At 70.3% G+C, this 13,835-nt stretch carries 13 protein-coding genes and 1 tRNA gene; 7 read left to right on the top strand and 7 right to left on the bottom strand.

Annotation, left to right across the window (positions count from 1 at the left end; genetic code table 11):
- Window positions 1-6: 6 nt before the first annotated feature.
- Window positions 7-1,725 carry an ATP-binding protein gene (locus Q8L83_RS00280; RefSeq protein ID WP_305284106.1) on the bottom strand — a complete coding sequence of 573 codons (1,719 nt, stop codon included), beginning with the start codon at window positions 1,723-1,725 and terminating at the stop codon, window positions 7-9.
- 230 nt (window positions 1,726-1,955) lie between these two features.
- On the opposite strand from Q8L83_RS00280, the gene argE reads away from it, so the two are divergent.
- On the top strand, window positions 1,956-3,146 hold the full coding sequence (gene argE / locus Q8L83_RS00275; RefSeq protein ID WP_305284105.1) for an acetylornithine deacetylase: 1,191 nt from the start codon (window positions 1,956-1,958) through the stop codon (window positions 3,144-3,146).
- Here the strand turns inward: argE and Q8L83_RS00270 are convergent.
- The gene (locus Q8L83_RS00270) at window positions 3,106-4,143 is read right to left on the bottom strand and encodes a glycosyltransferase family 2 protein (protein WP_305284104.1); all 1,038 of its coding nucleotides are present in this window, start codon (window positions 4,141-4,143) and stop codon (window positions 3,106-3,108) included. The genes argE and Q8L83_RS00270 overlap by 41 nt on opposite strands.
- 36 nt (window positions 4,144-4,179) lie before the next feature.
- Here Q8L83_RS00270 and rfbC point away from each other — a divergent pair, with 36 nt between their 5' ends.
- From rfbC to Q8L83_RS00255, 3 genes are read left to right on the top strand one after another with little or no spacing between them, the layout of a single operon-like run.
- Window positions 4,180-4,740: a dTDP-4-dehydrorhamnose 3,5-epimerase gene (rfbC, locus tag Q8L83_RS00265; protein WP_305284103.1), complete on the top strand. Its 561-nt coding sequence runs from the start codon at window positions 4,180-4,182 to the stop codon at window positions 4,738-4,740.
- Window positions 4,737-5,573, top strand: coding sequence for an acyl-CoA thioesterase II (locus Q8L83_RS00260; RefSeq protein WP_305284102.1), 837 nt, complete (start codon window positions 4,737-4,739; stop codon window positions 5,571-5,573). Before rfbC ends, Q8L83_RS00260 begins: the two co-directional genes overlap by 4 nt.
- A gap of 59 nt (window positions 5,574-5,632) precedes the next feature.
- Window positions 5,633-6,451 carry a crotonase/enoyl-CoA hydratase family protein gene (locus tag Q8L83_RS00255; protein ID WP_305284101.1) on the top strand — a complete coding sequence of 273 codons (819 nt, stop codon included), beginning with the start codon at window positions 5,633-5,635 and terminating at the stop codon, window positions 6,449-6,451.
- 156 nt (window positions 6,452-6,607) lie between these two features.
- Here Q8L83_RS00255 and queG read toward each other — a convergent pair whose 3' ends face one another.
- The 4 genes from queG to Q8L83_RS00235 all read right to left on the bottom strand — a co-directional run bounded on the left by queG (window position 6,608) and on the right by Q8L83_RS00235 (window position 10,673).
- Window positions 6,608-7,741, bottom strand: coding sequence for a tRNA epoxyqueuosine(34) reductase QueG (queG, locus tag Q8L83_RS00250; RefSeq protein WP_305284100.1), 1,134 nt, complete (start codon window positions 7,739-7,741; stop codon window positions 6,608-6,610).
- A complete protein-coding gene (locus tag Q8L83_RS00245) occupies window positions 7,722-8,408 on the bottom strand; it encodes a glutathione S-transferase family protein (protein ID WP_305284099.1) in 687 nt (228 codons plus the stop codon). The genes queG and Q8L83_RS00245 overlap by 20 nt, the downstream gene beginning before the upstream one ends.
- Before the next feature lie 136 nt (window positions 8,409-8,544).
- Window positions 8,545-9,495, bottom strand: coding sequence for a cation diffusion facilitator family transporter (locus Q8L83_RS00240; RefSeq protein ID WP_305284098.1), 951 nt, complete (start codon window positions 9,493-9,495; stop codon window positions 8,545-8,547).
- 71 nt (window positions 9,496-9,566) lie between these two features.
- The gene (locus Q8L83_RS00235; RefSeq protein WP_305284097.1) at window positions 9,567-10,673 is read right to left on the bottom strand and encodes a citrate synthase/methylcitrate synthase; all 1,107 of its coding nucleotides are present in this window, start codon (window positions 10,671-10,673) and stop codon (window positions 9,567-9,569) included.
- Between the two features lie 88 nt (window positions 10,674-10,761).
- Here Q8L83_RS00235 and Q8L83_RS00230 point away from each other — a divergent pair, with 88 nt between their 5' ends.
- Window positions 10,762-11,940, top strand: a complete 1,179-nt coding sequence (locus tag Q8L83_RS00230) for a citrate synthase (protein ID WP_305284095.1) — start codon at window positions 10,762-10,764, stop codon at window positions 11,938-11,940.
- On the opposite strand, the gene Q8L83_RS00225 is transcribed toward Q8L83_RS00230, so the two are convergent.
- Window positions 11,889-12,872, bottom strand: coding sequence for a complex I NDUFA9 subunit family protein (locus Q8L83_RS00225; protein WP_305284094.1), 984 nt, complete (start codon window positions 12,870-12,872; stop codon window positions 11,889-11,891). The two genes, Q8L83_RS00230 and Q8L83_RS00225, sit on opposite strands and share 52 nt — an antisense overlap.
- Before the next feature lie 150 nt (window positions 12,873-13,022).
- Here Q8L83_RS00225 and Q8L83_RS00220 point away from each other — a divergent pair.
- Window positions 13,023-13,109, top strand: a tRNA-Leu gene (locus Q8L83_RS00220).
- 101 nt (window positions 13,110-13,210) lie between these two features.
- Window positions 13,211-13,828 (top strand): ribonuclease D, encoded by a 618-nt coding sequence (locus tag Q8L83_RS00215; protein WP_305284092.1) that lies wholly within the window; start codon window positions 13,211-13,213, stop codon window positions 13,826-13,828.
- Window positions 13,829-13,835: the final 7 nt, after the last annotated feature.

Raw genomic sequence — 13,835 nt, 5'->3', positions numbered from 1 at the left:
CCCGCTCTAAAGCGCAGCCTCAAGCGCGCCATAGAGGCGGCTGACATCGATGGGCTTGCTGACATGGTTGTCCATGCCGGCCGCCAGAAGCTCGTCCACCTGATGGGCCATGGCGTCGGCCGACAGGCCGATGATCGGCGTGCGCCGCCGGCTCTGGGCCAGCTCGCGGGCGCGGATTTCGCGGGTGGCGGTCAGGCCGTCCATCACCGGCATCCGCACATCCATCAGCACCAGGTCCCAGTCGCCGGCCTCCCAGGCGGCCAGGGCCGCGGCGCCGTCGGCGACCATCACGGGCTCGATCCCCAAGGGCGCCAGCAGGGCGCGCAGCACCACCTGGTTGACGCTGTTGTCCTCGGCGGCGAGGACGCGAAGTCGGCCAAGCTCACTGTCTGGCGCAGGCGACCCCAGAGCCTGGGGCGGTTCGGCGTCCCCCAGCCGCGGCAGGGGCAGGGTGAGGGTGAAGACCGAGCCCGAGCCCGGCGTGCTGGCCACGCCCAAGGTTCCGCCCATCAGGGCGCAGAGCTCGTGCGAGATGGCCAGGCCCAGGCCCGTGCCCCCATGTCGGCGGGTGGTGGAGGCGTCCAGCTGGGCGAAGCGGGCGAACAGGCGGGCCTGCTGGGCGCCGTCCAGGCCCGGCCCCGTATCGGCCACCCAGATCTTCACGCCCGCCGGACCGGCCTCGGCGCCGAGGGTGACCCCGCCCTGGTCGGTGAATTTCACGGCGTTGGCGACGAGGTTGTAGATCACCTGGCGCAGCCGCGTGGGGTCGCCCTCGAAAATCCCGCAGGCGGACTCGGCGAGCTCCAGGTTCAGCTCCAGGCCCTTGTCGGCCGCCAGGGTGGCGAAGGCCGAGCGGGCCGAACCGACCAGGGCGGCGAGGTCGAAGGCGATGGCCTCCACCTCCATCTGGCCGGCCTCGATCTTGGAGAGGTCGAGCACATTGTTCAGCAGGGCGGTCAGGGCTTCCCCGGACTGCCGGATCACGTCCAGGCGCTCGCGCTGGGCCAGGGCGAGGTCGTCCCGGGCCATCACCTGGGCCATGCCCAGCACCCCGTTCAGGGGGGTGCGAATTTCGTGGCTCATGGTCGCCAGGAAGGTGCTCTTGGCCAGGTTGGCGGCCGCCGCGGCCCGCTCCTGATCCTTGGCCTGAGCCAGGGCCTCGGCGAGCCGGCCCTCGATAGCTTCCCGGTGCAGGGCGGTCTCCAGCACATAGGCGAACAGAGCCGCCACGGCGACCAGGGCGACCAGCAGGGTCGTCGCCCCGCCGTGATGGGGGCTGACCAGAAGGCCTGCGGCGGTCATCAAGCCGATCGCCGTCAGCGCGGCGGCAGCGATCCGTCGCGAGGCCGGCAGCTCGGACGCCCCGCTCAGGGCCACGGCGCCGGTCATGGCCATGGCCGCCACCGTGGCGCCCTGTTGGCCCGTCATCAGCAGGGCGAAGGGCATGGCGCCATAGCCCAGGGTCTCGATGAAGGTGAAGCCGGCCAAGACCCACTCGTCCGCCGGACTGGGCGTGTCATGGGCCAGGACCCGTCGGCAGAGGATCTGATTGAAAAGCTGCAGGGCGACGTTCACGCCCAGCCAGGCGGCGACGAAGGCCGGGTCCAGCCAGACGAGACAGCCGGCGGCCGCGACGAAGGTGAGCGGAAGGATGATTCGGGCGTCCCGCTTGCGGAAACGCGCCACATCCACCCATCGCGACGCGCCGCCGGACTGGCCACTCATGGATACTGCACCGGCGGCCCCTGGGGCGCGGTCTCCCTCAAGACGAGTATTAATCATGGTGCTCGCCACTTAACGCCCCGTGAAAGACACGGCCAGGATGTGGGCGCCCATCGGCGACCGACCGGCTGCGGTTGGGCGAAAGCTGGGCGCTTTCCGATGAGGCGCGGTCCCGTGGCGCTGTTGCGCGGCGATGGCTGGAGCCGGGCGACACAGAGGTCTAGGCTCGCCCCATGTCATCCTCCCAGACCCTCCCCCAGACGCTCACCCCCAGGGCCCTCGAGATCCTCGACCGCCTGGTGGCCTTCGACACCACCTCCCGCCTGTCCAACCTGGCCCTGATCGAATGGGTCGAGGCCTATCTGGACGGCCATGGGGTGGGCCATCGCCGGGTTCCCAACGCCGACGGGACCAAGACCAATCTGATCGCCACCATTGGTCCGGACATTCCCGGCGGCGTGGTGCTGTCGGGCCATACCGACGTGGTGCCGGTGGACGGCCAGCCCTGGACCTCGGATCCCTTCAAGGTCACCCCGCGGGACGGTCGCCTCTATGGCCGGGGGACCTGCGACATGAAGGGCTTCCTGGCGCTTTCCCTGGCGGCCATTCCCGACATCCTCGCCGCCCAGCCCAAGAAGCCGGTCCACCTGGCCTTTTCCTATGACGAGGAGGTGGGCTGCATCGGCGCGCCGGACATGATCCGCATCATCGCCAGCGAGCTGCCAAGGCCCGCCCTGGTGGTGGTCGGCGAGCCCACCAATATGGAGGCCGTCAGCGGCCACAAGGGGATCAACACCTTCCGCGTCACGGTCCGCGGTCATGAGGCCCATTCAAGCCAGACCCAGCTGGGCGCCTCGGCCAACATGGTGGCCATCCGGCTGATGGGGATGCTGTGCGACCTGGCCGAACAGCTGGAGCGTGACGCCGATCCGGCCTCGCCGTTCACGCCCAGGCACGCGACCCTGACCGTCGGTCAGGTGAACGGCGGCACGGCGGTGAACATCCTGGCCCGGGAATGCGTCTTCTTCTTCGACCTGCGCAGCCCGCCGGGTCTGGACCCCAAGGTGGTGCTGGCGCCCTTCTTCGCCGCCTGCGAGGCCGCCGACGCCGCGCTCAAGGCCCGCTTCCCCGACACCGGGGTCGAGGTGGTCCAGCGCTCGCACACCCCGCCCTTAGCGCCGGAAACCGATGGCGTGGCCGAGGCCTTCGCCCGCCGGCTGGCCGGCGACAATGGTCCGGCCCGGGTGGTGGCCTTCGCCGCCGAGGCTGGCCAGTTCCAGGAGGCGGGATTCTCCACCGTCATCTGCGGGCCGGGCTCCATCGATCAGGCCCACCAGCCTGACGAGTTCGTCGAGGTCTCTCAGATGGAGCGGGGCGGGGCCTTCATGGCGCGCCTCGTCGACTGGGCCGCAGCGGGCGAATGACCGGCCGGCGGCCGCGCAGATCGTTGGGGTTCCAGGTCATGGCGCGGGCCAAGGCGAGGGCGCTGACCCGCCGGCCCGACTGGACGGCGCGCCGCGAACGCCAGACCCTTGGCAGGTCGGCGAAGGCGGCTTTCAGTCCGCGCCAGGTGACGCCCGCCTGAAGCTTGCCCTCCCGCCGGGTGGCGATGACGGCCACCGCCAGCAGGTGAAGCGGCAGGACCAGCGGCAGCAGCAGGCCCGGCGTATCCTTGATCAGCACCCAGAAGCGATTGCGCGTGCCGTGAAAGACCGCGAATTCGGACTTCGGCCCGCCCGACGAGGCCGAGCCCTCATGGGCGATCACGGCTCCGGGGACCAGCAGGGTCGGCTCGCCCGCGAGCTGCAGCCGATAGCCGAAGTCCACATCCTCGCAATAGCAGAAGAAGCTCTCGTCCAGACCCCCGAGGCGGAGGAACAGGGCGCGGTCGACCATCATCGCCGCCCCGCAAGGCGAGAAGACCTCGCCCTCGGGCGTATCGCCGGGATCGGGGGTCTGATAGCCGCCGCGATAGGGAATGGCCGGCCCCGACATGACATCGCCCAGGCCGTCTAGCACGGCGCGGTCCTGGGCCATCACCTGGCGGGAGGTGAAGGACAGCACGCGCGGGTGACGCCGGCTGGCCTCGACCAGCTGCGCCAGCCAGTCGGGATCGGGATAGGCGTCGGGGTTGAGCAGCACCAGCCAGCGGCCAAGGGCCTCGCGCGCCCCCAGATTGACCCCGGCGGCGAAGCCGAGATTGCCGCCGGCCTCGATGACGCGCGTCCCGGGAAATCCGGCGGCGGCGGGCTTCGCCTCCTGTTGGGGCGAGTCGTTATCGACGATGATCAGCTCGAAATCGGCGAAGGTCTGGGCGGCCAGGGCGGCGACGCAGCGGGCCAGCGTCGCCCCGCTATTATAGGCGACGATGACGACGCTCAGCGCCGGGGGCGCCTTGTCTTCGCCGGAAGGCTCGTTCATGCGAAGGCTTGCTCCAAACGCGACTCGTAGAGATTCATGACGACCATCACCCCGCTCGCCCTGCCCGAGGTTCTGCTTATCACGCCCAAGCGCCATGGCGATGCGCGTGGCTGGTTCGCCGAGACCTGGAGCCGCAGGACGCTCGGCGAGGCGGGCGTGACCTGTGATTTCGTGCAGGACAACCAGGCCTATAACGCCAGGAAGGGCACCGTGCGGGGCCTGCATTTCCAGACCGCCCCCCACCCTCAGGCCAAGCTGATCCGGGCGTTGCGCGGGGCGATCTATGATGTCGCCGTCGATGTGCGGCCAGGCTCACCCACCTTCGGCCAGTGGGTCGGGGCCGAACTGACCGCCGAGGGCGGCGAGCAGCTGCTGGTCCCCCGGGGCTTCGCCCATGGCTACTGCACGCTGACCGACGATTGCGAGCTATTCTACAAGGTCGACGGCCTCTATGCGCCCGATTGCGAGGGGGGCGTTCTCTGGAACGATCCGGACCTGGCCATCGACTGGCCGGTGGAGCCCGCGGACGCCATCACCTCGGACAAGGACAAGATCCTGCCCCGCCTGAAGGACATGCCGGAGGCCATCTTCGAATGAGCGAACCGCAGAACGAACTGCTGGAAATCCTCAATCTCGAACAGATCGAACTCGATCTCTATCGGGGCCTGACGCCGGCCCGGGAAGGGCGCCGCATCTATGGCGGCCAGGTGGTGGCCCAGGCCCTGACTGCGGCCTATCGCACCATCGAAGGCCGGCTCTGCCACTCCATGCACGCCTATTTCATCCGGCCGGGCGACGCCTCCATCCCCATCCTGTTCCAGGTGGACCGGGCCCGGGACGGCGGCTCGTTCTCGGTGCGACGGGTGACCGCGATCCAGAACGGCAAGCAGATCTTCAACCTGGCCGCCTCCTTTCAGGTCCCCGAGGAGGGATTCGAGCACCAGGATCAGGCGCCCGCCGTGGCGCCGCCGGAGGACCTGCTGAACGAGGAACAGCTGCGCGAAGCCGACGGCGTTCCGCCCCGGGACCGGGACTGGCCGGTGGAGGTTCGCCCCGTCAATCCCCAGCGCCGCGGCCGCACCGAGCCGCTGGAGCCGCTCTACGATGTCTGGTTCAAGGCCCGCCAGTCGGTGGGGACCGACGTGGCGGTCAACCAGTGCGCCCTGGCCTATGGCTCGGACATGAGCCTGCTGGATGCGAGCCTGCGGCCCCATCCCGTTCCCGACGGAGAGCTGCAGGTGGCCAGCCTCGACCACGCCCTGTGGTTCCACCGTCCCAGCGACTTCTCCGACTGGCACCTCTATGTGCAGGACAGCCCCTCGGCCTCGGGCGGGCGGGGCTTCAACCGCGGCTCCATCTTCGACCGCCAGGGTCGACTGGTGGCCTCGGCGACCCAGGAAGCGCTCATCCGCCATCGCCCGCCCGGCTGATCCGTGACAGTCTTTCCCTGCGCCGGCGGGACAGCCGGGAGACCAGCGGGAGGATGCTCATGAACGATCGGGTGAAGGTGGAGATCACGGACGGCGTCGCCGACGTGCGCATGGTCCGCACCGACAAGATGAACGCCCTGGACGACGCCATGTTCTCGGCCCTGATCGAGACCGGCGAGGCGCTGAAGACCACGAAGGGCGTCCGCGCCGTGGTGCTGTCGGGGGAGGGGCGGGCCTTCTGCGCCGGCCTCGACATGGGCTCCTTCGCCGCCATGGCCTCGGGCGAGCGCAACCGCGGGGCGGCCGATGGCGAGACCCTGCTGACGCCCAAGCGCTCGGCCGGCGGCTCCAACCGCGCCCAACACGCCGTCATGGTCTGGCGCGAACAGCCGGTCCCGGTGATCGCGGCGGTGCATGGGGTGGCCTTCGGTGGCGGCTTCCAGCTGGCGCTCGCGCCGGACATGCGCTTCGTGACGGCCGACTCGCGCATGGCGGTGATGGAGATCAAGTGGGGCCTGGTGCCCGACATGGGCGGCATGGTGCTGATGCGTCACCTGGCCCGCGGCGACGTGATCCGCGAGCTCACCTATTCCGGCCGCATCTTCGACGGGGAAGAAGCCCAGCGCCTGGGCTTCGCCACCCGGGTCTGCGCCGACCCGCTGGCCGAGGCCCTGGCCCTGGCCCGTGAGATCGCCAGCAAAAGCCCGACGGCGATCCGCGGCGCCAAGCGGCTGATCGAACTGTCCGAGACCCCGGCCGATCAGCACGAGATCCTGCGGGTGGAGAGCGCCGAACAGGGGGCCCTGATCGGGTCGGCGAACCAGAAGGAAAGCGTGATGGCCAATATGGAGAAGCGCGCGCCGGTCTTTGCGGACTGAGGGCGCGCTCATTGCGACCGCCCTCGTCCTTCGAGGCCCTGCGGGCGCCTCAGGATGAGGGCGGACTGAGGCGCATCGCCTTTCACATGATTTCCTCATCCTGAGGTGCGAGCGAAAGCGAGCCTCGAAGGACGCACGGCTTGGCCGCCCTGGCGCTCAGACCACGCCTGACCCCCACTCCGCCCGCACCGCCTCATCGGCTTCGACCGACAGGGCCAGCGCCCGCTCGGCGGCGAAGGCTGCAGGGGACAGCAGTTGCGATAGCGCCCAGACGGCAGCCCCGCGGACCACGGGGGCCTCATCGTTCAGCCGCGCCCTCGCCACCCCGACCAAACCAGGGTCGCCGCTGTTGCCGATGGCGTAGAGGACGTTGCGGACGAAGCGGTCGCGACCCAGGCGCTTGACCGCGCTCTTGGTGAACAGGGCGCGGAAGGCCGGGTCATCCAGGGTGGCCAGGTCTTCCAGGCGCGGGGCCTTCAGGACTTCCCGGGCCTGAAGCTGCTGCTCGCGGGCGGTCTGGGCGAACTTGTTCCAGGGGCAGACGGCCAGGCAATCGTCGCAGCCATAGATGCGGTTGCCGAGCGCGGGGCGGAATTCAGCCGGGATCGGGCCGGACAGCTCGATGGTCAGGTAGGAGATGCAGCGCCGCGCATCGAGCTGGTAGGGGGCCGGGAAGGCGTTGGTCGGGCAGACCTCCAGGCAGGCGCGGCAGGACCCGCAGGCGTCGTCGCCGGGCGGATCGGGCTCAAGCTCCAGCGAGGTGAGCACCGAGCCGATGAACAGCCAGGAGCCGAACTGGCGCGACACCAGATTGGTGTGCTTGCCCTGCCACCCCAGGCCTGACGCCTGCGCCAGGGGCTTTTCCAGCAGGGGAGCAGTGTCGACGAAGACCTTCACCTCGCTTCCGAAGGTCTGGGCCATCCAGGTCGCCAGCTGCTTCAGCCGCTTCTTGATCAGGTCGTGATAGTCCGAGCCCTGCGCATAGACCGAGATCGCCCCGCGATCGGGGTGCTCCAGGACGCCGCGGGGGTCGTGGTCGGGACCGTAGTTGACCCCCAGCATGACGGCAGAGCGGGCGCTGTCCCACATGGCCTGGGGGTGGGAGCGGCGTTCCAGGGTGGTCTCCAGCCAGGCCATCTCGCCGTGGCGACCCTCGGCGACGAATTCGGCCAGGCGCGCTCCGGCGCTCCATGGCTGGTCGGCGCGCGCCAGGCGGCAGTCGTCGAAGCCCAGCTCAAGGGCCTTGGCGCGGATCAGGTCTTCAGGTGATTCAGAAATCGAGGTCGTCATAATGGGCCGCGGGCGCGAGCCCCGGCCAGCGATCGGCGAGCAGCGGCCTGAAGCAGGGCCGGGACTTCACCGTCATGTACCACGTCTTGACGGCGCCGAAGTCGCGCCAGGGCACGTCGCCGAAATAGTCGATCACCGACAGGTGCGAGGCGCCGGCGAAATCGGCCAGGCTGAGGCGTCGTCCCGCCAGCCAGTCGCGCTCCGCCAGCAGGCTCGTCAGATAGGTCATGTGGTGGCGCAGAGCCTCGCGCCCCCGCCGCAGGGCTGCCAGGTCCGGAGCCCCCATGCGCAGCAGGCGCTTTTCCATCTTTTCGTGCAGCAGGAAGGAGCCGACCTCATAGTCGAACTTGCGGTCGAACCACTGCAGCAGGCGCCGCGCCTCGGCCCGGTCGGCGGCCTCGCGGCCCAGCAGGGCGGGCTCGGGATAGGCCTCTTCCAGATGATCGAGGATGGCGCGGCCCTCGCAAAGGACCAGGCGGCCATTGGGGCCTTCCTCGACCAGCACCGGCGTCAGGCCCGAGGGATTGAGCGCCGACAGATCGTCGGGCTGTTCCCAATAGCGGACGACGACGTCCTCGAACGCCAGGCGTTTTTCGCCCAGCGCCAGACGGACCTGCCGCGAGGCCGGGTCGAGCGGGAAGTGGTAGAGGGTGCGTTGGACGCTCATGCCGGCATTTCGCCGCGAATGCGGACAGTTTGATCAGGCCTCGATAAGCCCGCACGGGCCTTAAGGGCGCGTTTACGAAGCGGTCTCGTATCCTGATTTGGGCGCCCCATCTGGGCGCCTGCTCGGCCGTGCGGCGTCAGGTCGCGGGGGGCTCGGCGAAGGCGCCGCCGTGCGGTTCGGCCCGGCCCCGCGGATCGGCGTGGATCAGGATGTCGGCGGCGGGAAAATGCTTCAGCAGCCGATGCTCGGCCTCGACGATCACCTGGTGGGCCGCGTCCAGGGTCAGGTCGGGATCCAGGTCGGCGTGCATCTGGATATGGACATAGGGCCCTGAGGCGCGGGTGCGTAGCTGATGGATGTCGGTCAGGCGAGGGTCCTGGGTCATCAGCCGCACGATCAGCGCCCGCTGATCCTCGGGCAGTTCATGGTCCATCAGCTGGTGGGCGGCCTCGCGGAAGACGCCGATGGCGGCCCACACCAGGATGGCGGCGACCACCAGGCCCGCGGCGCCATCCAGGCTGGTGAAGCCCAGCAGCGCCGCGCCGGCGACGCCCAGCAGGGCGGCGAGGTTTGAGGCGAGGTCGGAGAAATAGTGCGCCCGGTCGCCGGAGACGGCCACCGACTGGGTCTGGCGCAACACCCGGGTCTGGGCGGCCACCAGCAGGCCTGTCAGCACGATGGAGCCAGCCATGACCGCCATGGCCCAGCCCCCATGGGCGATCGGCTGGGGGTCGAGCAGGCTGGCGATGGCCTCGCGCCCCACCAGGGCGGCCGATGCGAAGACCAGGCCCGCCTGCATCAGGCTGGCGAAGGCCTCGGCCTTGCCATGGCCGAACCGGTGCTCGGCGTCCGGTGGGACCACGGCGTAGCGCACGGCGAAAAAGGTGATCAGCGAGGCGATCAGGTCGAGGCCGGAATCGGCCAGGGAGGCCAGCACCGCCACCGAGCCGCTGGCCAGCCAGGCGGCGGTCTTCAGGGCGACCAGAACCAGGGCTACGGCCACCGACAGCAGGGTGATCCTGCGGGTCAGGGCGGCGGTCTGGTCTGGCCTCAGGGCCGGGGCGGAAGGCGGGTCGGCGGCGGTCATGATCCCCCGACCCTAAACTTTCGCGGTGCGGCGCCCCAGGAGGATTTTCCGCCTCAGGCGCCCTTTAGGCGTCAGGCCGCCTTCCGCGGTTCTGGCCCCACATAGACCGACTGGGGCCGCACCAGCCGGCCGCCGGCCAGTTGCTCGCGGGCGTGGGCCAGCCAGCCGGCGACGCGGCCCATGGCGAAGACGCAGGTGAAGGCCGAGGGCGGGAAGTCCAGGGCCTCCAGCAGCAGGGCGGTATAGAACTCCACATTGGTGTCCAGGGGCCGGTCGGGCTTGTGGGTCTTGAGGATGTCGAGGGCCGCGGCCTCCACGGCCTCGGCGAAGGCCACGCGGCCGGCCCCGCCGCCGCCGCTCGCCGCCAGGGCGCGCACGGGCCCTTTCAGCGCGTCGGCCCGGGGGTCGCGCACCCGGTAGATGCGGTGGCCAAAGCCCATCAGCCGCTCGCCGCGGGCCAGGGCCGCCTCGATCCAGGCCCGGGCGTTCTCCGGCTGGCCGATGCCGTCCAGCATTTCGATGACCGGCCCCGGCGCGCCGCCGTGCAGCGGACCTTTCAGGGCGCTGATCCCGGCCAGCACCGCCGAGGTCAGGCCGGCCCGCGTCGAGGCCACCACCCGGGCCGCGAAGGTCGAGGCGTTCAGGCCGTGGTCGGAGACGGTGACCAGATAGGCGTCCAGGCCCGCGACCTGGGCCGCCGTCGGCGCGGCGCCGGTCAGCATGCGCAGGATGTCGGCGGCGTGGGGGAGGGCGGGATCAGGCGCGATCGGCGCCTGGCCGGCCTGGCTGCGGACCACGGCCGGGGTGAAGACCGCCGGCGCCGCGATCAGGCGCAGGGCGGTGGCGAGATCGTCGCCATCGGCCAGCCGGGCCATCAGGGCGCGCACGGCCTCCACCGGCTCGCGGGCCAGGAGACCTGAGTCCAGATGGGCCACCTCGGCGAACACCTCGACCCGGGCGGCGCCGAGCGCAGCGGCCAGATCGGTCGGCAGGTCCTCGAAGAAGCCTTCGAACAACAGGGCGATCAGGTCTTCGAAGGTGGCGTGGCCGGCGAGGTCGTCCAGGGAGCGACCGCGGATGATCAGGCGGCCGGCCTGACCGTCGACTTCGGACAGCACGGTGCGGGCGGCGACGACGCCTTCGAGGCCTTCAGGGGGCGCAGAAGCATGGGCGTTCATGGGGAGGCTCCAGTTTCGACTTGCGCCGTCGAATGTCCGCCGCCAAGCTTCATCGTCAATCTTGATCAATATAATCAATGTAAGGCTCATGACCGATTGGATCGGCGCCGAGGAGGCCTGCGCCCGGCTGAAGGTGCGCAGCCAGACCCTCTACGCCTATGCGAGCCGCGGGCGCGTCGGCGCCCGCCCCGACCCCGCCGACCCCCGCCGCAGCCTTTACCGCGCGGCCGATGTGGCGGGGCTGGCGGAGCGGAAGTCCCGGGGGCGCAAGGCTGCGGCCGTGGCGGCCGGCGCCATCGCCTGGGGCGAGCCGGTGCTGGACTCCGCCATCACCACGGTGGTCGAGGGGCGGCTCTATTACCGGGGGCGAGAGGCCGTCGTCCTGGCGGAATCCCAGACGCTCGAATCCACCGCGCGTCTGTTGCGAGGCGGCGACGGGGCGGCGCTGAAGCGAAGCGCGCGGGGGACGCCGCCGGCCGGGGACGACATGCGCGCCCGGGCCTTCACCGTCCTGGCGACGCGGGCGGGCCTGGACCCGCCGGCCCTGGGCCGCCATCCCCTGGCCCTGGCGGTGGAGGCCGCGACCCTGCTGGACGTACTGGCGGATGCTGTGGCCGGGACGCCCGGCAGCGGGGCGATCCACGAGCGCCTGGCCCTGGCCTGGGGCCGCGCCCGGGGGGACGGGGGCGCCGACCTGATCCGCCGCGCCCTGGTGCTGCTGGCCGACCACGAGCTCAACGCCTCGACCTTCGCCGCCCGGGTGGCGGCGTCCACGGGCGCCTCCCTGGCCGCCTCGGCGCTTGCGGGACTTTCGGCCCTGTCGGGACCCAGGCACGGCGGGGCGGCTGCGGCCATGCGGGGGTTGCTGGGCGAGGCGGCCAAGATGGGACCATCCGGCGCCATCGCCGCGCGGCTGGCCGAGGATCGCAGCCTGCCGGGCTTTGGCCATGCGCTCTATCCTGAGGGCGACCCCAGGGCGCTGGCCTTGCTGGCGCGGTTCGAACCGCCGTCGGACCTGGCGGCCCTGCGCAGGGCGGTGGAGGGCGCCACCGGCCAGGCGCCGAATGTGGACTTCGCCCTGGTGGCCCTGTCGGAGACTCTGAACCTGCCGAAGGATGCGCCCTTCGCCCTGTTCGCAGTGGCCCGCTGCGCCGGCTGGATCGCCCACGCCATCGAGCAGGTTCAGACCGGCGGCCTGATCCGGCCGCGGGCGCGCTATGCCGGGGTGACGCCGATCGCCGGGGATTCCGGGGGCTCGGCGAACTGACCGCCCTTGCGGTAGCGATAGAGATAGGTGCCGAGCACCGATTCCACCGCCGTGGGGCGAACCCCCAGGGCCTCGAGCCCCGGCAGGGCGGGATCGGCGATATTATCGACCCGCAGCTGCTCGACTTGATCGACGGTCAGGGGCGGGGCGATGGGCGTCATGGCCAGCAGACCGCCGACCTTGCCGATCATCCGGGCGACCGGGAAGGGCAGGGGGACGAGGAAGCGGCGGCGCTGGGTCTGGCTCAGCACCATCTCCAGGATCTGGCGGAAGGTCAGGATCGCCGGGCCGCCCAGCTCATAGGTCTTGCCGGCCGCCTCGGGCGCGGCCACCGCGGCGGCGACCGCCCGGGCCACATCGCCCACGAAGACCGGCTGGAAACGGGTCTTGCCGCCGCCGATCAGGGGCAGGGCCGGCGACAGGACCGCCATGGCGGCGAAGCGGTTGAAGAAGTCGTCCTCAGGACCAAAGACGATGGACGGCCGCAGGATCACGGTGTCGGGCAGGATTTCGCGCACGGCGGCCTCGCCCTCGGCCTTGGTGCGGGCATATTTCGAGGCGCCGTTCGGATCGGCGCCGATGGCCGAGATCTGCACCATGCGGCGCACGCCGGCGTCGCGGGCGGCCTGGGCCACGTTGCGCGCGCCCATGGTGTGCAGGCTCATGAACTTCTGGCGGCCGCTCTCGTAAAGCACGCCCACCAGGTTGACGCAGACCTGGGCGCCTTCCAGGGCGCGGGCGACCGAGGCGGTGTTGCGGATATTGGCCTGGACCACCTGGATCTGGCCCACATCGCCCAGCAGCAGCAGGTCATAGGCCCGCGCCGGCTGGCGCACCGCGACCCGCACCCGATATCCGGCCCGGGCCAGAGCCCGCACCACCTGACTTCCGACAAAGCCCGAACCGCCGAAGACGGTGACGAGATCCTGCATGGCCCGGCCCGTTGTTTTCCAATGTTCCTGAGCGCCCGGATAGACGATGCGGACCCCTGCTGCAATGCGACTTGCAAGATGTGCGAAAAGGTCCGTTGACGCCCGTCTGGCTTTTCCTTAGTAGTCCCGCCTCCCGATCCGACGGACCGGGCCCAGGTGGCGGAATTGGTAGACGCGCTGGCTTCAGGTGCCAGTGGCTTAACGGCCGTGGAGGTTCGAGTCCTCTCCTGGGCACCACCCCTCTCTCAAGGTCCATCCGGGGGTGGTCGCCCTTCTTTCCCCCGCAGGACGTCCGAAAAGCCGCGGCGAAGCCCGCGCCATATGCGGAGCAAGCGGTCTTGGCCAACTTCCTTCACAAGGGCGACCTGCCCGACGGTCTATTCCAGGGCGTGGACGCCGTGGCTGTGGATTCCGAAACCATGGGCCTGCGCCTGGGGCGCGACCCGCTCTGCGTGGTGCAGATCTCGGCCGGGGACGGCGACGCCCATCTCGTGCAGCTGGATCGGGCCACCTATGACGCGCCGAATCTCAAGGCCCTGCTGACCAATCCCGCGATCACCAAGATTTTTCACTTCGGGCGGTTCGACATCGCCATGTTCCATCTCCATCTGGGGGTGATGACCGCGCCCGTCTACTGCACCAAGATCGCCTCCAAGCTGGCCCGGACCTATACGGACCGGCATGGGCTGAAGGACGTGACCCGCGAGATGGTCGGCGTCGATCTCTCCAAGGCCCAGCAGAGCTCCGACTGGGGGCAGGCCAGCCTGTCGGACGACCAGGTCGCCTACGCCGCCTCCGACGTCCTGCACCTGCACGCCGTGCGCGCCCGGCTGGACGCCATGCTGGCCCGGGAGGGCCGCGACGCCCTGGCGCGGGCCTGTTTCGAATTCCTCCCCCATCGCGCCATCCTGGATGTGGCCGGCTGGGAGGACTCCGACATCTTCGCCCATAGTTGAGGCCAAG

It is taken from the genome of Phenylobacterium sp. (assembly GCF_030680185.1).
Classification (GTDB): Bacteria; Pseudomonadota; Alphaproteobacteria; order Caulobacterales; family Caulobacteraceae; genus Phenylobacterium.
The sequence above is the reverse complement of the archived record's forward strand: the minus strand, read 5'-3'. Positions and strand labels throughout refer to the sequence as shown.

Bases quoted from the DNA above. Each gene is read 5' to 3' on its own strand.
- Q8L83_RS00225 (WP_305284094.1), bottom strand. From the start codon at position 12,872: ATGCAGGATCTCGTCACCGTCTTCGGCGGTTCGGGCTTTGTCGGAAGT.
- rfbC (WP_305284103.1), top strand. From the start codon at position 4,180: ATGACGACCATCACCCCGCTCGCCCTGCCCGAGGTTCTGCTTATCACG.
- argE (WP_305284105.1), top strand. From the start codon at position 1,956: ATGTCATCCTCCCAGACCCTCCCCCAGACGCTCACCCCCAGGGCCCTC.
- Q8L83_RS00235 (WP_305284097.1), bottom strand. From the start codon at position 10,673: ATGAACGCCCATGCTTCTGCGCCCCCTGAAGGCCTCGAAGGCGTCGTC.
- Q8L83_RS00230 (WP_305284095.1), top strand. From the start codon at position 10,762: ATGACCGATTGGATCGGCGCCGAGGAGGCCTGCGCCCGGCTGAAGGTG.
- Q8L83_RS00280 (WP_305284106.1), bottom strand. From the start codon at position 1,725: ATGAGTGGCCAGTCCGGCGGCGCGTCGCGATGGGTGGATGTGGCGCGT.
- Q8L83_RS00260 (WP_305284102.1), top strand. From the start codon at position 4,737: ATGAGCGAACCGCAGAACGAACTGCTGGAAATCCTCAATCTCGAACAG.
- queG (WP_305284100.1), bottom strand. From the start codon at position 7,741: ATGACGACCTCGATTTCTGAATCACCTGAAGACCTGATCCGCGCCAAG.
- Q8L83_RS00255 (WP_305284101.1), top strand. From the start codon at position 5,633: ATGAACGATCGGGTGAAGGTGGAGATCACGGACGGCGTCGCCGACGTG.
- Q8L83_RS00240 (WP_305284098.1), bottom strand. From the start codon at position 9,495: ATGACCGCCGCCGACCCGCCTTCCGCCCCGGCCCTGAGGCCAGACCAG.
- Q8L83_RS00245 (WP_305284099.1), bottom strand. From the start codon at position 8,408: ATGAGCGTCCAACGCACCCTCTACCACTTCCCGCTCGACCCGGCCTCG.
- Q8L83_RS00270 (WP_305284104.1), bottom strand. From the start codon at position 4,143: ATGAACGAGCCTTCCGGCGAAGACAAGGCGCCCCCGGCGCTGAGCGTC.